This window comes from Paenibacillus sp. 22594 (assembly GCF_052044425.1).
Taxonomy (GTDB): domain Bacteria; phylum Bacillota; class Bacilli; order Paenibacillales; family Paenibacillaceae; genus Paenibacillus_AQ.
The window spans coordinates 1,138,997-1,160,236 of record NZ_JBQENA010000001.1; the positions used below are offsets into that span (position 1 = coordinate 1,138,997).

Annotated in this window: 20 protein-coding genes; 10 read left to right on the forward strand and 10 right to left on the reverse strand. The window is 53.7% G+C overall.

Translation table 11 applies throughout. From position 1 onward, the window contains the following. Positions 1 to 76: 76 nt before the first annotated feature. Positions 77 to 1,258: an MFS transporter gene (locus ACTJKB_RS05300; protein ID WP_440832266.1), complete on the reverse strand. Its 1,182-nt coding sequence runs from the start codon at positions 1,256 to 1,258 to the stop codon at positions 77 to 79. 117 nt (positions 1,259 to 1,375) lie between these two features. Between ACTJKB_RS05300 and ACTJKB_RS05305 the strand changes: the two genes are divergently transcribed. Then, positions 1,376 to 2,119: a G1 family glutamic endopeptidase gene (locus tag ACTJKB_RS05305; RefSeq protein WP_440832267.1), complete on the forward strand. Its 744-nt coding sequence runs from the start codon at positions 1,376 to 1,378 to the stop codon at positions 2,117 to 2,119. A 123-nt stretch (positions 2,120 to 2,242) separates the two neighbouring features. Here ACTJKB_RS05305 and pyk read toward each other — a convergent pair whose 3' ends face one another. The 6 genes from pyk to ACTJKB_RS05335 form a co-directional block, all read right to left on the reverse strand. After that, on the reverse strand, positions 2,243 to 3,667 hold the full coding sequence (gene pyk, locus ACTJKB_RS05310) for a pyruvate kinase (RefSeq protein ID WP_440832269.1): 1,425 nt from the start codon (positions 3,665 to 3,667) through the stop codon (positions 2,243 to 2,245). A gap of 330 nt (positions 3,668 to 3,997) precedes the next feature. After that, on the reverse strand, positions 3,998 to 4,999 hold the full coding sequence (locus ACTJKB_RS05315) for an acetyl-CoA carboxylase carboxyltransferase subunit alpha (RefSeq protein WP_440832270.1): 1,002 nt from the start codon (positions 4,997 to 4,999) through the stop codon (positions 3,998 to 4,000). Position 5,000: 1 nt separating this feature from the next. Next, a complete protein-coding gene (accD, locus tag ACTJKB_RS05320; RefSeq protein WP_074084017.1) occupies positions 5,001 to 5,894 on the reverse strand; it encodes an acetyl-CoA carboxylase, carboxyltransferase subunit beta in 894 nt (297 codons plus the stop codon). A gap of 75 nt (positions 5,895 to 5,969) precedes the next feature. Next, positions 5,970 to 6,158 carry a glutamate decarboxylase gene (locus ACTJKB_RS05325; protein WP_074111519.1) on the reverse strand — a complete coding sequence of 63 codons (189 nt, stop codon included), beginning with the start codon at positions 6,156 to 6,158 and terminating at the stop codon, positions 5,970 to 5,972. A 146-nt stretch (positions 6,159 to 6,304) separates the two neighbouring features. Next, positions 6,305 to 6,805 carry a phosphatidylglycerophosphatase A family protein gene (locus ACTJKB_RS05330; protein ID WP_440832271.1) on the reverse strand — a complete coding sequence of 167 codons (501 nt, stop codon included), beginning with the start codon at positions 6,803 to 6,805 and terminating at the stop codon, positions 6,305 to 6,307. Between the two features lie 73 nt (positions 6,806 to 6,878). Then, on the reverse strand, positions 6,879 to 10,622 hold the full coding sequence (locus ACTJKB_RS05335; RefSeq protein ID WP_440832272.1) for a DNA polymerase III subunit alpha: 3,744 nt from the start codon (positions 10,620 to 10,622) through the stop codon (positions 6,879 to 6,881). Positions 10,623 to 10,767: 145 nt separating this feature from the next. Here ACTJKB_RS05335 and ACTJKB_RS05340 point away from each other — a divergent pair, with 145 nt between their 5' ends. From ACTJKB_RS05340 to ACTJKB_RS05355, 4 genes are all read left to right on the forward strand, one after another. Next, entirely contained in the window at positions 10,768 to 11,091 is a 324-nt protein-coding gene (locus ACTJKB_RS05340) for a YtrH family sporulation protein (RefSeq protein ID WP_074084013.1), read from the forward strand. 7 nt (positions 11,092 to 11,098) lie between these two features. Next, positions 11,099 to 11,602 (forward strand): hypothetical protein, encoded by a 504-nt coding sequence (locus ACTJKB_RS05345; RefSeq protein WP_440832274.1) that lies wholly within the window; start codon positions 11,099 to 11,101, stop codon positions 11,600 to 11,602. A 69-nt stretch (positions 11,603 to 11,671) separates the two neighbouring features. Beyond that, a complete protein-coding gene (locus ACTJKB_RS05350; protein ID WP_440832275.1) occupies positions 11,672 to 11,959 on the forward strand; it encodes a YtpI family protein in 288 nt (95 codons plus the stop codon). 32 nt (positions 11,960 to 11,991) lie between these two features. Further along, entirely contained in the window at positions 11,992 to 12,843 is an 852-nt protein-coding gene (locus ACTJKB_RS05355) for a leucine-rich repeat domain-containing protein (RefSeq protein WP_440832277.1), read from the forward strand. Positions 12,844 to 13,008: 165 nt separating this feature from the next. On the opposite strand, the gene ACTJKB_RS05360 is transcribed toward ACTJKB_RS05355, so the two are convergent. Both ACTJKB_RS05360 and ACTJKB_RS05365 read right to left on the reverse strand, forming a co-directional pair. Further along, positions 13,009 to 14,343, reverse strand: coding sequence for a DRTGG domain-containing protein (locus tag ACTJKB_RS05360; RefSeq protein ID WP_440832278.1), 1,335 nt, complete (start codon positions 14,341 to 14,343; stop codon positions 13,009 to 13,011). A gap of 208 nt (positions 14,344 to 14,551) precedes the next feature. Further along, positions 14,552 to 14,839, reverse strand: coding sequence for a hypothetical protein (locus ACTJKB_RS05365; RefSeq protein ID WP_440832279.1), 288 nt, complete (start codon positions 14,837 to 14,839; stop codon positions 14,552 to 14,554). A gap of 175 nt (positions 14,840 to 15,014) precedes the next feature. Between ACTJKB_RS05365 and ACTJKB_RS05370 the strand changes: the two genes are divergently transcribed. After that, positions 15,015 to 15,590, forward strand: coding sequence for a hypothetical protein (locus tag ACTJKB_RS05370; RefSeq protein WP_440832280.1), 576 nt, complete (start codon positions 15,015 to 15,017; stop codon positions 15,588 to 15,590). Positions 15,591 to 15,707: 117 nt separating this feature from the next. Here ACTJKB_RS05370 and ACTJKB_RS05375 read toward each other — a convergent pair whose 3' ends face one another. Next, positions 15,708 to 16,052 carry a YlbF family regulator gene (locus ACTJKB_RS05375; RefSeq protein WP_074084006.1) on the reverse strand — a complete coding sequence of 115 codons (345 nt, stop codon included), beginning with the start codon at positions 16,050 to 16,052 and terminating at the stop codon, positions 15,708 to 15,710. Between the two features lie 137 nt (positions 16,053 to 16,189). Between ACTJKB_RS05375 and ACTJKB_RS05380 the strand changes: the two genes are divergently transcribed. The 4 genes from ACTJKB_RS05380 to ACTJKB_RS05395 are packed head-to-tail and all read left to right on the forward strand — an operon-like array spanning position 16,190 to position 21,233. Continuing rightward, on the forward strand, positions 16,190 to 17,557 hold the full coding sequence (locus ACTJKB_RS05380) for a YheC/YheD family endospore coat-associated protein (RefSeq protein ID WP_440832282.1): 1,368 nt from the start codon (positions 16,190 to 16,192) through the stop codon (positions 17,555 to 17,557). Between the two features lie 10 nt (positions 17,558 to 17,567). Beyond that, positions 17,568 to 18,710, forward strand: coding sequence for a YheC/YheD family endospore coat-associated protein (locus ACTJKB_RS05385; protein WP_440832283.1), 1,143 nt, complete (start codon positions 17,568 to 17,570; stop codon positions 18,708 to 18,710). A 40-nt stretch (positions 18,711 to 18,750) separates the two neighbouring features. Beyond that, entirely contained in the window at positions 18,751 to 20,124 is a 1,374-nt protein-coding gene (locus ACTJKB_RS05390) for a YheC/YheD family endospore coat-associated protein (protein WP_440832284.1), read from the forward strand. Continuing rightward, positions 20,121 to 21,233, forward strand: coding sequence for a YheC/YheD family endospore coat-associated protein (locus tag ACTJKB_RS05395; protein WP_440832285.1), 1,113 nt, complete (start codon positions 20,121 to 20,123; stop codon positions 21,231 to 21,233). The genes ACTJKB_RS05390 and ACTJKB_RS05395 overlap by 4 nt, the downstream gene beginning before the upstream one ends. Positions 21,234 to 21,240: the final 7 nt, after the last annotated feature.

The following is a 21,240-nucleotide window of genomic DNA, read 5'->3' on the forward strand; positions in this document are numbered from 1 at the left end:
ACATTGCCCCTTTCTAAGCAGAAACGGCTGCTGCGTTATTATCTTCTCTATAGAATATTATTTGTTACAGTGCCTCCTAGAGGCTTGCTCCTTCAGAAGCCACCGGCAGCGGAACATTTTTTCGTGAGCTTCGAACGACGTAGAAAATCAGAAGCGCACCCGCCGCAGAACTGATCATACAGGACAAGTTCATCAGCCACACACCACCCTCGTCCAGTAAAATCCCGTTCAGCAGATTGCCCAGAATCCCCGCAAAACCGGAGAATACGATGTTGAACACGCTTTGGCCGGTAGCCTGCATCTCAGGCAGCGTGATGTGCGATACGTATTCCACCGCAGCAATATAAAAGAGTCCGAAAGACACTCCATGCAGTACCTGAACACCAATCATCACCGCAGGGGCCGGAAAAGCGAACTGGATTCCCCACCGCAGCACATAGATCAGCGCACCCAGCAGCAGCGTGCGCTCCCTCCCCAGCTTCCGGATGATCTTGGAGGCAAACAGCATGGAGGGGAAGTTCGTGAACGAAGCGATGAACAGCGCGATCCCCGCATGGCTGGTCGACCCGCCTACCGATTGAAAGGCAATCACAAAGTAGGTACCGAAAGCTGTCATGGTCTGGTTGACCAGAAAGCTCCCGCCCAGAAAAGCCAGAAAGATCTTATTGCCCAGCAGGTTTTTAATTCCTTTGGAGAACGACTGGGTCATCATCCGGTTCTCTTCCGCCTGCTTGGGCAGGGTGAGCGCAAAAATAACCGCGACACTGTTCAGAAGCAGAAATGGCAGCCAGATCGTGGATACAGAAAAATGCGACACATACTGTGACCCGGCATAGGCCCCTACGGCCGCTCCTATGCTCAGCATCATCCGGATGCTCCCGTAAGTGGAGCCAGCCTGATTCGCCGCTACAATGGCGTAGGAATCGGCGATAGGAGCCTGTGTGGAGGAGAAGATGGTTGATACGGTATACACCACCAGCAAAACAATGAAATACTCCGACTGGTAAAAAACCGCCAGCACAGCAGGTACGGCCACACTAAGGATCAGCACCAGCCGCGCCTGATTGTAACGGTCTGAGATTACGCCCCACAGGGGCTGAATACAGATAGCAATCAAGGTGCCCGTCGCCATCAGCATTCCGATCCGGCCGCTGCCGAGTCCGTTGTCTTTCAGCAGTAGTGTAAGATACGAGCCAAATGAGCCGCCGGCAAGTCCCAAAAAAAGATAAAACCCGCGCAGCTTCAATAATTTATCCATTTGTACGATAAGTCCTCTCTATTCCTTTTTAACGGAATACCCATACTTTATAAGTCTACACCGCATTAAATAGAGCAGCAGACCTAACTTCTCTTATTGATAAAAGGTGGTGAAACTGTGAGCAAAGCTAATCTTTCAAAAGGTACACGGCCTTGTATTACGGATAAATCCCATGCAGGCAGAGCCCGAAGCACCGGTTTTGGCTGGACCTCCGGCAACTGGAGCGGGTATGCCATCTCTGGCAAAAAGGCTTCCTTCCGGCGGATTTCCGGTGAATGGACAGTTCCTTTTGTCAAACCCACTTCCAGTCCCACCTATTCCTCTGCCTGGATCGGAATCGACGGCTTCAGGAATAGCAGTCTGATCCAGACAGGAACCGGTCACGAATCCATAAATGGAGTTCTACACTACTATGCCTGGTGGGAAATTCTCCCTGCAGCAGAGACTGTAATCCCGCTTCCTGTTTCTGCGGGGGACCACATGCGGGCTTCCATCGTCAAGCTTAGCAGCGGCAAATGGCGAATTACGCTCTGCAATCTCAGCAAATCCTGGACTTTCCGCACTGTTCAGCGATACTCAGGTCCGCAAACCTCTGCCGAGTGGATTTTGGAAGCGCCCCAGGTAGGCGGGAGCATAGGGGGACTTACCAAAATGTCGCCCACCCGGTTCTTATGTTGCCGGGTGAATGGCAAAAGTCCAAGACTTACGCCTGCCGACGGCGGTATCATGGTCCAGAATAAGGTTACAGTAGCCGTTCCTGCCTGCCCTAATGCAAGCGGGGATGCTTTTATCGTCAAACGCGTCTATCGTAAAGGGAAACCTCTGATTCATTCCAGAAGCCCTATTTTTGTCCGATCTTAATGTACTTTCCCCAAAACTCTCCATTCAATATATAACATCCATATTAATAAAAAAAGCAATGGCGTCTTGCACCATTGCTTTTTTGGGATTCAATCAAACATGGCTGAGACAGATTCCTGAAGACTAGTCAGCAGGGATCGTATCTACTTTTACCAGGTTAGTGGAACCGGAACGTCCAAGTGGAATACCGGCTGTAATAACAACCAGATCTCCAGCTTTCACCAGACCGGATGCTTTACCGCCTTTAAGAGCAGTTTCGAGCAATTCGTCTGTGGAAGTAGCTTCAAGTCCGTGAACCGGAGTTACGCCCCATACGAGAGCCAGTTGACGCATAGTTCTTTCTTGTGTTGTCACAGCGATAATCTGTGATTTTGGACGGTATTTGGAAACCACGCGTGCAGTGTGGCCCGTTACTGTCGAAGAAATAATAGCCTTAGCGTTCAGGTCCAGAGCGGAGATCGCAACGGATTGGCTGATTGCTTCAGTTACAGTAGTTTCCTGAGCAATTTGCTGCTTCATGAAGATTTCACGGTGGTTCAGTGCGGATTCAGCCTTCTCAGCAATGCGGGACATGGTCAGTACGGATTCTACCGGATATTTCCCGGCAGCTGTTTCACCGGACAGCATGATTGCATCGGTTCCGTCGAAGATTGCGTTCGCTACGTCACTCGCTTCGGCGCGGGTAGGACGCGGGTTGCGCTGCATGGAATCCAGCATTTGTGTAGCAGTGATTACCGGTTTGCCGGCAATGTTACATTTTTGAATCATCAATTTTTGAGCCAAAGGCACATCTTCAGCTGGAATTTCCACACCAAGGTCACCGCGGGCAACCATCAGGCCGTCGGAAACTTCCAGGATTTCATCAAGGTTGTCAACACCTTGCTGGTTCTCAATTTTGGAAATGATTTGGATGTGGGAAGCGTTGTGCTTCTCAAGCAATGCACGAATTTCCAGAACGTCGCTGGCTTTGCGAACGAAGGAAGCGGCGATAAAATCGATGTCCTGTTCAATCCCAAAAATGATATCATTGGTGTCTTTTTCCGTAATGCCCGGCAGGGAGATTGCAACTCCTGGTACGTTAACGCCTTTTTTGCTCTTGATCGTACCGCCGTTAACAATGCGGGTCTTGATTTCTGTGCCTTGAACGTCAACAACGGTAAGTCCGATAAGGCCGTCGTCGATCAGGATAGTCGATCCTACTTGAACATCGTTAGGCAGGTCGCTGTAAGTGATGGAGATACGGTTTTGGTCGCCAAGGATTTCTTCCGTAGTCAATGTCAGATACTCGTCCTGAACCAGTTCAATCGGTTCTACTTCCAGCTTGCCTGTGCGAATTTCTGGTCCTTTGGTGTCGAGCAGGATAGCAACAGTTTTGCCAAGTTCTTTAGAAGCTTGACGGATCGTTTTGATCCGGTTGCCGTGCTCTTCAAAATCGCCGTGGGAGAAGTTCAGACGGGCTACATTCATACCGGCCAAAATCAATTTTTTGATATTCTCCAACGATTCACTAGCAGGACCAATCGTACATACAATTTTACTTTTCCGCATTAGGTTTTCCTCCGTTTTTTCGTTCTCTCTGTCTCACTTTTTCCAACTACAAAATCTACTATAAGGCATGCAATCTGCATAGGAACTTTGTCACATGTACCTTTTACTGCACCCTTATGAATATTACTGCAACTTGGACACAAAATCAATGTTGCGGCGACTTTTTACAGTAAATTTACTCCGGATTTTCAAAGAAGGGCAACAAAATAAAAACAACCCCGGAGTGATCACAGGGTTGTTCTGGTGGTAATAAATGTATACTTCTGCCCGTCCAGATCAAAGGCTGCCAAATCGCGATTTATGTCTAAAAGTGCAAATGGAAACCCTTCCTCAGTCGACGCTTTGCACTTCGGCCTCAACACTGATGAGCTCAGCTTCAGCTTCGGCAAACACACCAATTTTGCGGAATTTAAGGTAACGGTCTTCCTTGAGCTCGGCGCAGTCCATACCCGACAACTCCTGCAAATGTCGCCATAAGGCATCCTTGATCGCCGCAGCGGTCTCTTCGTAGTCACGGTGAGCTCCGCCTCTAGGTTCAGGAACGATCTCCTCAATCACTTCCATCTCCAGCAGATCGGCCGCTGTAATCTTCATGGCTTCCGCAGCCTGCTCCGCCTTGGAGGCGTCCTTCCACAGAATAGAAGCCGCGCCATTCGGCGAAATCGCTGAATAGATGGCATGCTCCAGCATCAGGACGCGGTTGCCCACCGCCATAGCTAACGCCCCGCCGCTGCCGCCTTCGCCAATGATTACGCAAATGACGGGTACCGCTAATTGCGACATTTCATACAGATTTCTCGCAATAGCTTCCGACTGCCCTCTTTCCTCTGCCGTATTGCCGGGGTAGGCCCCCTTGGTATCGACAAAGGTAATGACCGGACGGCCGAACTTCTCGGCCTGCTTCATCAGCCGCAGTGACTTGCGGAATCCTTCCGGATGGGCGCTCCCAAAGAAACGGAGAATATTCTCCTTCGTATCCTTGCCCCGCTGCTGGCCGATCACCGTGACGGGAGTCCCGTTCAGCTTGGCGATTCCGCCAACTACGGCGAGATCATCTCCGAACAGGCGGTCTCCATGCAGCTCAATAAAGTCGGTAAAGATCAGGCTCATCAGATCCATTGAAGTCGGACGGCCGTGATGCCGCGCCAGATGCATCTTCTGGGACGGAGAAATGTTAGAATATATTTCATCTTCAAGCACACGATAGCGTTCTTCAAGACGGGCGATTTCATCGCTGAAATCAATCCCTTTTTCTTCACCGAACTGATTCAGTTCGGCAATTTTTTTACGCATTTCTAACAGAGGCATTTCAAAAGGCAACTCTCCCGCCAACCTAAAAGCCCCCTTTCACATCGTGTAAATCGAGCAGCTTGGCAAGGGTTGCACGCATTTCCTTACGGTGCACCACCAGATCAAGCTGTCCATGCTGCAGGTTGAATTCAGCAGTCTGGAAATCGTCCGGCAGCTTCTGGCGGATCGTCTGCTCAATGACAATCCGTCCGGCAAAGCCGAAAACCGCTCCCGGTTCGGCGATAATGATATCGCCCAGACTGGCAAAGCTTGCCGATACACCGCCCGTTGTCGGATCGGTAATCACGGAGATATACAGCCCGCCAACCTCGCCAAATCTGGCAAGCGCGGCACTGGTTTTGGCCATCTGCATCAGACTGAGGATGCTCTCCTGCATCCGGGCACCGCCCGATGTGGAGAAAATCAGCAGCGGCAGTCTCTTCTCAGTGGCTTCTTCCACCGCACGTGTAATCTTTTCACCGACTACCGAGCCCATGCTGCCGGTAAAGAACTCAAAGTTCATCACAGCTACAATTACAGGATGGCCATTAATGGTTCCCTGGCCTGTGATGACAGCCTCAACCTGTCCAGTTTTGGATTGCTGCTGTTCCAGCTTTGACGCATAGCCGGGAAACTGCAGCGGGTCCACAGAGGCCATTTCACTGTCAAACTCAATAAACCCTTCAGGGTCCAGCGTCATCGCGATCCGTTCGGAAGCGTTCAGGCGCATATGGTAGCCGCAGGAAGGGCATACCTTCAGGTTCTTCTCCAGCTCCTTGCTGTACTGGATCGTGCCACATTTACTGCACTTGCTCATTAGTCCCTCGGGAATCTCCCGTTTGGGCCTTTCGCCTTCCGCCGATCCGCCGGTCCGCTCCACACGTTCTGAAGGAATGGTCGCGTACTTCCGTTTTTTCTGAAATAAATCTTTGAACAAGGGTCGCACCTCTTCAGCCGTTTATTTGCGTATACAGCAGCATGCCGCTGTTATGACTGTAATCTAAATGTTATCTCAGGGATGCAGAATCAGATTAAGGGCTTCCTGCACTTCCTCAAGCTCACCTGAAGGAACCAGAATCTCAAACTGCTGCTTGGACATATTAATCGGACGGCATTTTATCAGAAAACCTTCTTCCGCAAGCTTGCTCTGAATCATATCCGCCACTCTGGCGGTCGGCGCTATATAGATTACCGTCCACATGCCCTGCAAAGCCTCCCTAATCTTAATTCCCAGCCGTATCCCGTATAATGGAATCATGATAACACAGTTTTCTTTTTTCCCGCAACAGGAGCAGAGCGATGAAATTCAGACCAGGGGGCATCATCTGGCGTTTCCCGGGCAGGCAATTATTCCGTCCCGTTGATATGGGGATACACCTTTGCTCCTTCGTGCCGGTGGGCGATTCTTGCTGAAGCTGCAGCCGCAATTCCCGCGACAAGATCGTCCAGAAAAACATGAATGCTCCCTTTATCATCGTTCAATTTCCCGATAATTCCCAGCTTTATTTTGTCAAGATATCCGAAACCTGTCAGCCCGATCATTCCGTATACGCCCGTAATGCCGAGTGCCAGCGTCTCATCTGCACCGTAAAGCGATTCATCGGCTTCCAGTACCGCCTGCAGTGGCTGGGGAAGCAGACGATTTTCCGCCAGTTCATCCAGCGCAACACCGGTCATCAGCGTGTACTGGACCTCTCTTTTGCCGAGTACTGCCTTGACACTGGACAGGCACTCTTCCTCTGTTAAATCCGCATAATAAGCCGATTGCAAAATATATACGATCTCAGCAATGGACGACAGGGATACTCCCCTGCGCTCCAGCAGCTCTGCTGCCATTTGATAGGACATGATGACATTCCCCTTTCCGCACGGGCCTTGCCCTGTGGTTTCCTAATGTATGCGGAAAAGGACGGAAATGTTCTTATTTTATTCGGACGGTCCCCGTTCCCATCATCGCCTCAATAGCTGCAACCAGCTCGTCCGAGGGCTTAATCCGGTAGCCGTCGCTGAGCGCCAGCAGCTTCTGGTTCCGCTCATAGAACAGCAGGGTGTCGGCCGGGCCAGGGTGGGTCTGCAGCAGCGCCTGGAGACGTGACAGGAGCGCCGGATTCTCGGCGGCTGGCGTGATCTTGATAAAGACACGCTGGCCGCTGCCCGCTGCCCCGGAGTCCCGGGCAGCGGCCTCTCCAGCGGCCGGGCCGGGCTGGCCGCCGGGTCCCTGCGCCGGACGCGGGGCGACTGCCCCCGCTGCGCCCGGTGCTGACGCAGCCGCGGGCGCAGCAGCGGCTCGCGGCACGGCCGCAGCCGGCGGGGCTCCGCCGCCGGCGTTGCTGCGGGAGGCGCCGGTGCCGCCGGCGCCCGCTAGCTGCGCCGGAGCCCGGCCGGGCGCTCCGGCTGTGGCCGCCCGGCCGGGGCCTCCGGCCCGGGCAGCGGCTGCGCTGCGGCGCTGCAGCAGGCCGCGGAGCGTGTCCGCGCCAAGCGGCGCGACCTCTTCGGCCAGCAGCTTGAAGCCCTCATCCTCCTGCTGCACCTTGGCGCGCAGGGCCAGCAGAGCACCCTTCACGATCAGGGCGCGGCTGCGTTTCCAGACCTCGGGGAAGAGTACGACCTCGCAGCGCTCAATCTGGTCTTCCCATTCCACGAAGGCCATTGCCTTCCCGGCCTTCGTGGTGATTTCCTTGACGGACACGACCATGCCCGCTGTCACGGTCTGGCTCTCATCCGCCGCTTCGCCCAGATCCATGAGCCGCTGCATGCCCGGCTCCTCAAGCAGCTCTGAGGCATCGTCCAGCGGATGCCCGGACAGATAGAGCCCGAGCAGTTCGCGTTCCAGCTCCAGCTGCTGGGTAACCGTAAAATTGGGGATATCCGGGTAGCGGATTTCCCAGTTCGGCGTTTCTATCAGATCGTCGAAGAGCTGAATCTGCAGTTCGTCGCGTTCCTTGCGCCACTTCAGCGCGGCATCCACAGTCTCGTCCAGCATGGCAAGCAATTGGGCACGATGGCCTGGAAGACGGTCGAATGCTCCCGCCTGCAGCAGCGACTCCACCACCCGTTTGTTGCAGACACGAAGATCCACACGGCGGCAGAAGTCGAGCAAGCTGTCAAACGGCCGCTCCTTGCGGACCTCCATAATATTCTCCACGGCCAGGGTGCCGACATTTTTGACGGCTGCCAGTCCAAAGCGGATATGCCCTGCACCTTCGCCCGGGACAGGAGTGAACAGCACGCCGCTCTCGTTGACATCCGGCGGCAGCACACCGATCCCGCTGCGGCGGCATTCCAGTACATATTCCGCCACTTTACGATGGGTCCCCATCACAGCCGTCAGCATGGCTGCCATGAACTGGACGGGATAATGAGCCTTGAGATAGGCCGTCTGGAAAGCCAGCACGCCATAGGCCGCTGCATGGGCGCGCGGGAAGCCGTAGTTGGCAAACCGCACAATCATGTCATAGACGGCATTGGCATCCACCTCTGTATAGCCCTGCTGGAGGCTGCCCTGCACGAAATGGCCGCGCTCCTTGTCAAGCGTCTCCCGCTTCTTCTTGGAGACCGCCCGGCGCAGCAGATCCGCTTCACCGAGCGAAAATCCCGCCATCAGCGAGGCGATCTGCATGATCTGCTCCTGATAGACGATGATGCCGTAGGTATCATCCAGGATCTGCTTCAGATCGGCATGCGGATACTCCACTTCGATCTGGCCATGCTTGCCTGCGATATATTTAGGGATAAACTCCATCGGACCCGGACGGTACAATGCCACCACCGATACGATATCCTCGAAGCCTGTAGGCTTCATATCCTTAAGAACACGCCGTACGCCTGCAGACTCCATCTGGAAGACCCCGGTGGTTTCTCCTGCGCTCAGCATCTCATAGGTTAGCGGATCATCATCGGGAATGATACGGAAATCTGGAGCACTGCCGGTCATTTCCGTAATCCAGTTCATGCTGCGCTCAATAATGGATAGCGTGCGCAGCCCCAGAAAATCCATCTTCAGCAGACCCACGCTCTCCAGATGCTCCATGGAGTACTGCGTCAGCGCTGTGCTCTCATTACCGGCCTGAAGCGGTACGGCATCGGTCAGGGGCCCCTTGGAGATCACGACACCTGCCGCATGGGTCGATGCATGGCGGGGCATGCCCTCAACCTTCATCGCCATGTCAAGCAGTCCTTTGATCTTCGAATTCCCGTCATAGAGCGCCTTCAGTTCCGGAGCCCCCTCCAGCGCCCGGGTGATGCTGATTCCCAACTGCCCCGGAATCAGCTTCGCCGCTTTATCCACATCGTTATAGGGCAGATTGAGCGCTCTTCCCACATCACGCACTGCCGCTCTGGCAGCCATCGTTCCGAAGGTGATAATCTGCGCCACATGCTCTTTGCCGTACTTATCCACCACATAGGCGATAACCTCATCACGGCGCTCATCGCTGAAGTCGATATCAATATCCGGCATCGTAATACGCTCGGGATTAAGAAACCGCTCGAAGAGCAGGTTGTACTTCAGCGGGTCCACATCGGTAATCCGCAGGCAGTAGGCGGTCAGGCTGCCTGCGGAGGAACCTCTTCCCGGACCTGTAACAATCCCATTGCGATGGCAGAAGGCAATGAAGTCCCATACGATCAGAAAATAATCGCTGAACCCCATATTCTCAATGACGCCCAGCTCATAGGCCAAACGCTTCCCGGCTGCTTCCTTCTCCTCTGGCGAAGACCAGCGCGGTGTATCCGCATAGCGGGCTTCCAGCCCGCTCCAGCAGAGCTCATGGAGATAGGCGGCAGCATCCATGCCTTCAGGCAGCGGAGAATAGGCCGGCAGGATATGTTCGCCAAAGGTCAGCTCCAGATTGCACTTCTCAGCGATTTGGAGTGTGTTCGCCAGTGCCTGCGGCACATGAGGGAACAGAGCGGCCATTTGCTCACCGCTCTTGAGGAACAGCTGGTCGGTTCCAATCTTCAGGCGCTCCTCGTCATCGACGGTCTTCCCGGTGCCGATGCAGATCAGCACATCCTGGACCTCGGCGTCCTCTTTGGCCAGATAATGAACATCATTCGTGGCTACCAGCGGGATGCCACATTCGGCCGCGAGGGCAATCAGCTGCGGGTTCACCCGCTTTTGCTCGGGAATCCCATGATCCTGCAGCTCCAGATAGAAGTCCTCGCCAAAAATCTCCTTGTACCGCAGCGCCGCTTTGCGCGCCTCTTCTTCGCGCCCATGCAGCAAATGCTGCGGGACCTCACCGCCAAGACAGGCGCTTAAGCAGATGATACCCTCGGCATGGGCGGCAAGGGATTCCATATCAATGCGCGGCTTATAGTGCTGGCCCTCCAGATGGCCGATGGACACCAGCCGCATCAAGTTTTTGTATCCGGTCTGATTCTTCGCGAGCAGAATCAGATGGTAGATCGGCTGATCCTTGCGGCTGCCCCGCTCACGGCGCGAGCCTGCGGTCAAATAGGCTTCACAGCCGATAATCGGCTGGATGCCGCTGGCCTTGCACGCTTTATAAAAGGGGATGGCCCCATACATCACTCCATGATCCGTAAGCGCCAGCGATTTCATGCCGTATTCGCCGGCCCGGCGCACCAGATCTGTAATGCGTGCCGCCCCGTCCAGTAAACTGTACTCGCTGTGCACATGCAAATGCACGAAAGAGCTCATATCCCCACTTCCCTTCAGGTTCCAAAATCAAAACATAAGATGAAACTATTTTATCATATTCAAGGGGGAGCCGCCCATAGAATGAAGAAAGAGCACAAGGACAGGCTGAGTCAAGTGCGGCCTGGATCGGAAAGGGGCCTTCTGGATGAATATTTTTTTGAGCAAAGCCGTCCTCGATTTCTTTATTGCCTTCGGGATTGTGCTGGGGGGAGCCATGCTGGGCGGCATGGGGGCTGTAGTCTCGCTGCAGCCGCCGACACAAACCATGCTGGATGTGGCCGACCGGATTAAGATCTGGGCGCTTGCCGCCGCCGTCGGCGGAACCATCGACCCGATGCGGGTCATTGAGAGCAACATGCTGGGCGGCAATCTCTCCCCAGCCATCAAGCAAGTTCTTTATTTAGTCTTCGCCTTTCTAGGCGCTCATATGGGCAGCGAGCTGGTCAAATGGGTGTGCGGCAAGGGGTGAGCAGGACATGAGGGTTCCTCCCTTCCAGCGCTACCGCCGCTTTTCGCAGATTTCCGCTATCTTCGTGCTGGGAATGGTTGTGGGAAGCGTCATGTATAACGCCATTTTTCACATGGGCTATAATGTGCTCTGGCTGAATAATCAGGCTCTTCGCGTGCAGATCGAGCAGTACCGCAAGGATATCCAGACACTCAAGAAATACAACAATACCTCTACTGTGATCCGGGAAATTAAACTGCGCACAGAGGAAAGCACGGGGAAAGAAGGCGCAGCACTCCTCGATCCCGTCACCACGAAGGAAATTATCCGCAAAATGAGCACAGACCTTGAGCCGATGCGCGGGCGCAGCATGTTCGATATTGACACCGACGGCAAGCTGGCCCGGCTTCTTCTGGATGGCAAAATCTACATTGTGCGCGAGAAGGAATACGCTGTACGCATCCGCACTATGCTCGTCATGGAAGGCGTACTGCAAATCTGGGTTGAAATCAGTCCCAATCGACGCAGTTGAGGACAATCATGGTACAATAGTTGGCAAAACACGGCTTTTACCATCCGGCTACAAAGGAGCTGCCTGTCCATGATTCTGTTCATCAAATATGTGCTGTTCATTCTGATGATGGTCTGTTTGATTGGTGCCGCCGTCTACAGCTTTTATTCCCGCAGAGCGCAGGACCCGCTGGAAAAAGGAGTCAAACGGTCCATCATGAACATTCTGCTTGGCGCCATGCTGGTGTCGCTCTCCCTGATCTGTATGTTTGTGTTCCGCGGCTCCACGGTCAATGTGATTATCGAGGCCTTGTTTCTGCTGATCGGTGCGTTCAACATCTTCTCCGGGCTGCGAAGCTATGGATTCTACAAAGCTTGAAAAAAAGAAGAAGATACTCAGGAGGTAACCCCGTGAAAATCGATGGATCCCACAGCAGGCTGGCAGCAATGCCGGATCTGGGTCAGCCCTTAAGTGAAGTAACCGATCTGAATCTCTATGACAATATGTTCAGCAGCATTCCCGATGAGGTATTCCTGATGAACAATCTGGAAATCTTGAATCTTTCAGTTAATCGGCTGCAGAGCATTCCACCTGAAATCCAAACACTCTGCAAGGTCAAAATGATTGATTTCGGCCATAACCAAATCGAGACGGTTCCAGCGGAAATTGGAAAACTGGCACAGCTGGAGGATTACCTCTATCTTCATAACAATCGTATCCATACCGTACCTCCTGAAATAGGACAGCTGGCCAAGCTGAAATATTTGAATCTCAGCGATAATTCACTTGCGGAATTGCCGGCTGAGCTTGGCGGTCTTACCAGAATGGTCGAACTGCGGATCATGAACAATCATTTAACTGCCTTACCCGAAGCATGCAGGAAACTCGTTAACCTTAGGGAACTGCATCTCAAAAATAACCGTCTCTCCGGACTCCCGGAGATATTTGACGGCCTGCCGCTTCTCCGGGTATTGGATGCTGAAGATAATCAGTTGCTTCATGTGCCGGAATCTTTAAGCGAGTGTACCCGGCTACGGAGGCTGAATCTGCGGAATAACCGGCTTTCCGTGCTCCCTGAGAGAATCGGACGATTGACGAATCTATTGGAGCTGGATCTGAGAAGTAATCAGCTGATGGAAATCCCCGAATCCTTGCTGGAAATCAAGGGGCTGGAACGCTTGGACCTGCGCTGGAATCATGAGTTGACCGTTCCGGGCTGGCTGCGGAGGCTGGAGGACAACGGCTGTATCGTATATTTGTAATTAGTCGTATCGCAAAAAGACTATCCTCGGCCTGCACAAGCGCACGGGATAGTCTTTTTGACAAGTATAGCAGGACTAACATTTAAAAAGAGTCCATAGTTAAATCTAGTCGCAGCCGGCAATTAATTAGTACTCGCTTGCCTACTTCACGAATAAATGCGGCCGTCAGCCATGATCTATCGACTGCAGCAGCAGTACCGCTTTGGCGACAAGGGTTTCCAAGTGGCTGATTTCGATTTCCATTTTGCAGGACCGGCGGCTAATTTCCAGCAGCTTCGGCATCACCATAATGGAGTGCTCGATCTGAACCGGACGGATAAAGTAGGTAGACATGTTATCAAGCACATAATCATTGCCCGTGATATCCTTGGCCGCCTTGAAGGCTGAGAGCGTCATCAGTGTTGACAATACACCTTCGGAGATAGTCCCCAGGTCCGTTGCCATCTGCGGGGTGATAAAGCCATGGAAAAACAGCTTCCCCTCCTCGTCCCGCTCATCGGCAAAGCCGTTCCAGATCAGATGATCGAAGGTTTCTCCGAGCTGAGGCTGGTTGCTAACGTCCCGTAGGCTCTGCAGTACTTCTCTGCGGGTCAGCGAGCCGACCAGCTTACGGTTGCGGTCAACGATCGGCAGGAAGTCAATACCCTCCCACATCATAATCTGGGCCGCCGATGCCAGCGAGGTTTGAAGTCCGGCAGTAATCGGGCTGCGGACCATCGCTTTTTCAATACTCAACCCCTCGGCAAGCTCCTCCACATCGCGGCGGCCCACGATCCCAATGACCCGGTTCCACTCATCCGTTACCGGGAAGCGCTGTTCCCCGCTGTCCAAGGACAGCTGACGGAGCTCACCGACCGTGCTGGAAATTTTGAGTGTGTTCAGGCGAGGCTTGTTGTCTACGATATCTTCAACCAGCATAATTTTCTTCTTGATCAGCCGGTCAAAAATCGCCCGGTTAATCATCGACGCCACCGTAAACGTATCATGCCGCGAGGAAATCACAGGCAGATCCAATTCATCGGCCTGTGCCTTGACTTCACGGCTTGTCCCGAAGCCCCCGGTCACCAGCACCCCTGCGCCCTGCTCCAGTGCAAGCGAGTGCACATCCTCACGGTTCCCGACGATCAGGAGGCTGTCCGCATCAATATAGCGGATCATCGCATCCACCTTCATGGCGCCAATAACATATTTATGCAGATGTTTGTTCAGTCCATTCGCTCCGCCCAGCACATGGCCTTCAACAATATCAACCACATCCCCGAAGGTCAGCTGGTCGGAGATGTTGCGGGGTTTCTTTTCCACCCGGACTGTGCCGATCCGCTCTTTGGTAATGACGATACCGAGATTCTCGGCTTCCTTCACTGCACGGTATGCCGTACCTTCGCTGACACCCATTTCCTTTGCCAGCTTGCGGACGGAAATTTTGGTCCCTACCTTCAGGCTTTCGATGTGTTGCAGCAGTTGTTCATGCTTGGTTATGTTATCGACTTGACCTTCCAACTGTTACACCCCCATGCTCCGATCTGTACTATTCTGTACCCATTATACACGTTTGGAACGCAGGAGCACAACCGCTTGTCCGGGCATTTGGATGGCATGGATTATACAGTGGAGAACCTGATGTTCGCTGGAGGGACCATATGAAAAAATCCCCCGTTCCCGCTGCTGTAGCGGACTCAGAGGATGGACATGTCTGCTATTCCCAAGCTCAGGATCTTTGCGATACTCTGGCCGGTTCATCCTTCCACTTGCCCTGCCACTGCTCCAGCTTATGCTTGCGGACAGCCTCCAGCCGTTTGTGCTTCTCTTCATCCACGCCGATAATGAAATGCAGATGTGAAGCAATGACCAGAAAGGCAAAAATACACCAGACCACACCGAAACCAAGCACCCAGCCGGGGCCGTTCTGAAAAGACAGCTGCGGCAGCGCGTAGAGCAGCATGGCCAGTGCCGCCAGCATGTAGATAACATGCTTGAATTTGTTTCTTTTTTTCATGAAGACCGCTCCTTCTCTCTCAAGGGTTGTTCAATTGAATCTATATCTCTACTCTATGAACCCGCTAACTGAATTATGAGACAAGTCATGAAAAAACATGCGAAGGTGAGGTTTTGCTTATAGCAAGGAGCGCTCTGTTATGAGATGATGGATGCATTCCAGGGAGGGATTTCCATTGAACAATGCATTTAACTATACCGAGTACATAATCCGTAAAAAAGTATTCTCCATCATGGGAGCCAAACTGCATATCTACAACAGTTCAGAGGAGCTTGTGCTGTATTCGCAAATGAAGGCTTTCAAGCTGAAAGAAGATATTGCCATTTACAACGATGAGAGTATGACAACGGAACTGCTGCGCATCAAGGCGCGAAATGTCATTGATTTCAGCGCCACCTATGATGTGCATGACTCGGAGACTGGCGAACATCTCGGCGCACTGCGCCGCAAAGGGCTCAAATCGATTGTAAAGGATGAATGGATTCTGCTGGACAGCCACGATTCCGAAATAGGATTGATCAAGGAAGACAGCGCCCTTATGGCACTGCTGCGGCGTTTCATTACACTGATTCCGCAAAAATATAACATCGAGCTCAGGGACGTTACCATCCCTGCTTTCCGGCAGAACTTCAATCCCTTTGTCACCAAAATTATCGCCGACTTCTCCGAGGACCGCAAAGGCCTGCTTGACCGCCGTCTCGCTCTGGCTGCCGGGATTCTACTGTGCGCGGTGGAGGGCAAGCAGGATTAGCCTACAGCTGCTGAATTTAGGTTGAAACTACAAAACGGGGGTCGTCCTCCAGCCACATAGGCTGAAGGACGACCCCCGTTTCTTCATGACGCTGCATGTATCGTACAGACTGAGAGACTACTGTGCCCCGCCGTACATTTGCGACAGGCTGTCTGTAATGATTTTGTTCACATCCTCAATAACCACGCTAAGGCGCCGTTCGGCATCGAACAATCTGCGGATGCCCAGATTCAGGTTCAGCACCTCGAACAGCTTCTCCATCTTCTCCATTTCCTCCTGTGGAGGCATTTCTCCGCTCATCATCCGCTGCTGCAGCTCAATCTGGTTCTGGCGAAAGTTATCGAGCATACGCTTGCTCTCCTGATCCGCTTCAATCACCTTCATTGCACTTGCGATATCCGCGACCTCGCTGCTGTCTTTAATGGCACGCGCCAATTCATGCGCCTTGTCGATTACGTTCATATTAGTTCCTCCTAAAGTTTTGTGAGTATAAAGAATAGGTCAATCACCAAGGGTCAGATGTCTCCATATGATGAATGATATGTAACCCTAAAGATTCAATAGCCGGCATCATGCTGCCTACCGGAAGGAGATCCACGATGTCTAAGTTCAAGATCCCGGTCCACACGGTCCACTCGGGCATCCTGCAGGAAAACGCTGTAATGCTTGGCGACAAATCCATGAAGAGGCTCAAAATACCGGCGCATGGTTCCATCCAGCTCACCTTCGGGTCATTCCGGCAGGAGGTTACTGTCATTCCGGTTCCCAAAACCGACAGTCTGCGTGTCAGTGAAGCCCTGGCCCGCAGGCTCGGACTCAGACAGCGGCTTACGCTGAATGTCTCCTACAGCCCGGGAAGCCGTACCTTGCGCCTCGGGCCGATGATCGGTGTACTGGTGAGCCGTGACTACCCGGATCATCCTGACCGTTTGTTCGGGCCGATCACCATGTTCTGCCGGGAGCTTACCAATGCCTGCCATGCGCAAGGCGCCTATGTCTATTTCTTTACCCCTGAAGCGCTGGAATCGCGCAGCTCTTCCATTCAGGGCTGGGTATACGATGAGGGCTGGCGAAAGCTGAGTCTTCCTGTTGCCGATGTGATCAACAATCGGCTTACGACGCGAAAGGTAGAGAACAAACCTAGCGTACAGCATTTTCTGGCCGATGTAAAATCCCGCTATGGTACACATTTTTTTAATGAAAAGTTTCTTGACAAGACAGAGGTGTTTGAAGCGCTGGCGCAAGATGCCACGCTGCAGAGGTATTTACCGGAATCCCATGCCCTGAAAGGTTTTGCGGTGTTAAAGAAAATGTGCGGTACCTATAACAGTGTGTTCCTCAAACCGGTTCGCGGCAGTCTCGGCAAAGGGATTCTGCGCATTTCCAAGGAAGAGGGCGGTGGTTACCAGCTGTTGTCCACTACACCGCTGGGTACCCGCAAACAAAGTTATCCCAGCCTGACCAAGCTGTTCCAGTCCTTCGCTCCCAAGATGAAGACCACGCGTTATCAGATTCAACAGGGTCTGCACCTGATGGAGCTGGGGCGGCGGCCTGTTGATTTCCGCGCTCTTGTGCAAAAGAACGGCACCGGCAAATGGGGCGTCACCTCCATTGTCGCCCGTACGGCCGGAAGCAATCATTTCGTCTCCAATCTGGCCCGTGGCGGGACGCTTAGCACTGTACGGGAAGCGATCACCAAGAGCAATCTGCCCTCTGGTGTAAAAGAGAGCTCGCAGGTCCAGCTGCCCCGGGCGGCTCTGGCTATCGCCAGAGGTGTAGAAACATACATTCCCGCGCATTTCGGAGAGCTGGGCATCGACCTCGCCCTGGACCAATCCGGGAGAATTTGGCTTTTGGAGGTCAATTCCAAGCCATCCAAGAACGACAATACCCCGCTGAACGATCAGAAGATCCGGCCGTCTGTGAAGCAAATGATTCTATATTGCCGCTATCTGGCCGGGTTATAAGGAGGACATCATGACGGAGACAGCATTAGGGTTCCTGGGCATTATGACAGGGAGAAGCCATGGGAATCCCCCTATCGCAGAACCGGAGTTCTGCACAAGGCTGTGCCGGGCGGCCCCGCTGTACGATCTCCAGGTCATCGTGTTCCACCCGTATGGCGTAGCCAGCGACGGCCGAACCGTCAGCGGATATAGCTGGGAGGATGGACAATGGAAGTCTGTATGCACCTCTGCCCCGGATGTCCTGTACAACCGCTGCCTGATTACAAGTCCGCAGGACAAAAGAGCAGCATCCTCCGCCTTGGCCGCCCTTTCACGCTCCCTCCCCTGGTCGCGCGGAATTCCGGATAAATGGGGCGTCTACGAAATACTCCGGCGCAGCCGAAGGGCTGCCGGGTATCTGCCCGAAACCCGGCTCTACAAGGATACCGGAGAGCTCGGAACCATGCTTGCCGAAAGAGAACAAGGCGTGTTCCTGAAGCCACGGGCCGGATCGCACGGCAAACGTACGCTTCATGCTGTAAGGTTACCCCGAAGCAAAGGCGGAGGCATTAGCCTGCGCGGACGGGATGGGGCAAACCTTCCTTTTCAACATGTGTTCGGCTCGCTGGATGAAGGTCTGGGCTGGGTCCAGGATTTCACCGGCTCGCGCCGCTATATTATACAGCCTTATCTGCAGCTTACAGATAGCTGCGGCCAGCCGTTCGATGTGCGCGTGCTTATGCAAAAGAACGGCCATGGCGCCTGGATGCTGACCGGCATGGCCGTTCGGCTGGGCAGACCGGATTCACTTACTTCAAATCTGCATGGCGGAGGGACAGCCGTCGCTCCGCTGCCGTTCCTGCTTGCAGAATACGGAAAGTCCGGAGAAGAACTGCTGCAGGAGCTAGCCACGGCAGCAGCTCTTCTGCCTCCCTTGCTGGAGGAGGCCTGCGGCAGACTCGGGGAGCTGGGTCTCGACTTCGGCCTGGATCCCGCCGGCAGAATCTATCTGCTCGAAGCCAATTCCAAACCAGGGCGCACGGTGTTCCGGCTGACGGGCGACCGCCGGGCTGCTAGGCTCGCCGCCGAGAACCCTCTGCGCTATACCAGGCATCTGCTGCTTACTTCTGCGGCGAACACCCGCGTGTTCGCCGCTGAACCGCTCCGTTATTAACGGGAGAATGAAATCAATGGTTCCTAAGGAGGATTCATAAATGGGTCTCACTTTTTGCAATGTTCATTTTACCAAGCAGCCCCAAAGAGTAGTCTACGTCTCGGGTGAACTGATGAGAAGCCTGAAACTGACCGGTAAGAAAAATATCCGCCTGCGGCTGGGCAAAGATGCGATCCCGGCGATGATTAAGCCGATCAAACGCGCCGGTAAACATCTTTTTCTCGCCTCGGGTGTGAAGAGTGCCATCAAAATCCCGAAGTCCGGCGGCGTCTATCTGCGAAATCTGCAGAATGATGAAGTTCAGCTCGGTCCGCTGGTCGGCGTGTTGTCCGACGGTCCGTCTTCTTCGGCACAGCCTTTTGGCTCCCGTACCGGCTTCATCAAGCAGCTGCTGCGGGAAGGAAGCAACAAATGCTATATCTTCGCGTTTATGCCGCGGGACATTGACTGGCAGCAGGAGCAGGTCAATGGCTATTTCCTGAACTCCAGTGGTAAATTCGAGCGCAAGCTGGTCCCGCTCCCGGATGTCGTCTACAACCGGCTCCCCAGCCGGAGAGCTGAGACCTCTCCCTACATCAACCAGCTACGTGAACGTTTTGGACGGAAGAAGATTCCCTATTTCAATTGGAGTTTTTTCAATAAATCAGATATTTACCGGCTGCTTGAGAATGACAGCGCGGCGAGCCGCTTCGTGCCTGAAACACACAGCAACCCGAGCCCGGAGCAAATGCGGGATATGCTCGACCGCCATCATTTCGTATATTACAAACCTTCGGCGGGCAGCCTGGGGCACGGGATCTACCGGCTGACCTACCTGCCGAAGAAGGGCTACTTCGCCCGCTACCGGAAGAACGGTAAAAATGTGCTTCTGCGCTTCGCCAGCTTCGACAGCCTGATGCGGATGCTGCGGGGCCGGCATGGCCAAAGTCTGCAAAGCTATGTGGTGCAGCAGGGCATCCGGCTGATTGAAATTGACAGCTGCCCGATCGACTTCCGTTTTCACATGCACAAGAACGGCAGCAATCAGTGGGTTGTTGTCGGGATCGGCGCCAAAAAGGCCGGCCGGGGCAGTGTCACCACCCACCTCAAGAACGGCGGCGCACTGCTTACTCCGCAGCAGGCTCTGGGCCGTGTCTTCGGGGCCAGAGCAGACGAAGTACTGCAGCGGGCCAAAACAACGGCTGTCAAGCTTGCCGAATCTCTGGAGATACAGCACAGGCATTTGCTCGGTGAAATCGGTTTTGACCTTGGCATTGACCAGGATGAGGACATCTGGATGTTTGAGGCAAACGCCAAGCCGGGACGCTCGATCTTCCGCCATCCTTCCCTGCGCGCTGAGGGCAAAGCTTCCGTCGAGCATATTCTGGAGCATTGTCTGTACCTCAGCAAATTCCGCAGGAGGGATGAATTGTGAACAGCCGAATTCCCGACCCCGGCAAACCTGTGATCGCCATTCTGACAACCAGCGACCGGCTGCGGCAGTTCCGCGGCAACCGCGAAAACTTCCGTGATATTATCCGCACCGGCAAGGAAATGGGATATTGGGTGTATGTCGTCACCGTCCGCGATCTGAAACTGGATGAGCGGGTGGTGAACGGCTACGTCCCCTCCCCCAGCGGCAAAATCTGGTACAGTACTCCCATGCCGCTGCCGCAGGTCATATATAACCGGATTCCAAACCGTGAAGACGAGGAAAAAGCACCTGTCGCCCGCAAAATAGCAGAATGTCTGGAGCATCCTGAAATCCACCTCTACAATCCTAGTTTTTTCAATAAATGGAATTTATTTGAATGGTTGAAGGAATCACGTGCCACCTCAAAGCATGTGCCCAAAACAAGACGTCTGCGCAGTGCAAATACGCTGGCTGCGATGCTGAAGAACCATGACAGCCTCTATCTCAAACCAGAGAACGGAAAAGCGGGCAAAGGGATCATGCGTCTGAGGTACCGCCTGGACACCAGCCTCCCTTACCGCCTGCAAATTCAGAGCGGCAAAAAAAACGTGACCTATAAAGCAGCCTCCATTGAGCGTCTCTGGGCACGGATCGGTCGGGAACGGGGAGGCTCACGCTATATTGTACAGCAAGCGATTGCGCTTGCCGCACACCGCGGCCGCCCTTTTGATCTGCGTGTGCTTCTTCAAAAGAACGGCAAAGGGGCCTGGGCGGTAACCGGAATCGGCGCTCGGCTGGCTGGGGCCCGGAGCATTACGACCCATGTTCCGCGCGGGGGCAGCATTGAGGAGCCTGCCACCATGCTGGAAGGCACCTTCGGTACCGAGCGGACGGCAGCTATTCTGAAGAATGTGCCTACGACCGCGCTGCTGATCGCCCGGCAAATTGAGCGGGCATCGGAAACCCTGCTTGGAGAGATGTCCATGGATTTGGGTGTGGATGAGGAAGGCGGACTGTGGTTCTTCGAGGCCAACTCCCGTCCAATGAAATTCGATGAGCCCGCAATCCGGAAGCTGTCGCTGGAACGGATCTTTCACTACGGCCAGCATCTGTCCCGTCAGAGCAAGTAGCCCATGA

Excerpts from the sequence above, each read along its gene's own strand:
- ACTJKB_RS05300 (WP_440832266.1), bottom strand. The coding sequence starts at position 1,258 with ATGGATAAATTATTGAAGCTGCGCGGGTTTTATCTTTTTTTGGGACTT.
- pyk (WP_440832269.1), bottom strand. The coding sequence starts at position 3,667 with ATGCGGAAAAGTAAAATTGTATGTACGATTGGTCCTGCTAGTGAATCG.
- ACTJKB_RS05325 (WP_074111519.1), bottom strand. The coding sequence starts at position 6,158 with ATGTGGACGGTAATCTATATAGCGCCGACCGCCAGAGTGGCGGATATG.
- ACTJKB_RS05330 (WP_440832271.1), bottom strand. The coding sequence starts at position 6,805 with ATGTCCTATCAAATGGCAGCAGAGCTGCTGGAGCGCAGGGGAGTATCC.
- ACTJKB_RS05335 (WP_440832272.1), bottom strand. The coding sequence starts at position 10,622 with ATGAGCTCTTTCGTGCATTTGCATGTGCACAGCGAGTACAGTTTACTG.
- ACTJKB_RS05340 (WP_074084013.1), top strand. The coding sequence starts at position 10,768 with ATGAATATTTTTTTGAGCAAAGCCGTCCTCGATTTCTTTATTGCCTTC.
- ACTJKB_RS05345 (WP_440832274.1), top strand. The coding sequence starts at position 11,099 with ATGAGGGTTCCTCCCTTCCAGCGCTACCGCCGCTTTTCGCAGATTTCC.
- ACTJKB_RS05350 (WP_440832275.1), top strand. The coding sequence starts at position 11,672 with ATGATTCTGTTCATCAAATATGTGCTGTTCATTCTGATGATGGTCTGT.
- ACTJKB_RS05365 (WP_440832279.1), bottom strand. The coding sequence starts at position 14,839 with ATGAAAAAAAGAAACAAATTCAAGCATGTTATCTACATGCTGGCGGCA.
- ACTJKB_RS05375 (WP_074084006.1), bottom strand. The coding sequence starts at position 16,052 with ATGAACGTAATCGACAAGGCGCATGAATTGGCGCGTGCCATTAAAGAC.
- ACTJKB_RS05380 (WP_440832282.1), top strand. The coding sequence starts at position 16,190 with ATGTCTAAGTTCAAGATCCCGGTCCACACGGTCCACTCGGGCATCCTG.
- ACTJKB_RS05385 (WP_440832283.1), top strand. The coding sequence starts at position 17,568 with ATGACGGAGACAGCATTAGGGTTCCTGGGCATTATGACAGGGAGAAGC.
- ACTJKB_RS05390 (WP_440832284.1), top strand. The coding sequence starts at position 18,751 with ATGGGTCTCACTTTTTGCAATGTTCATTTTACCAAGCAGCCCCAAAGA.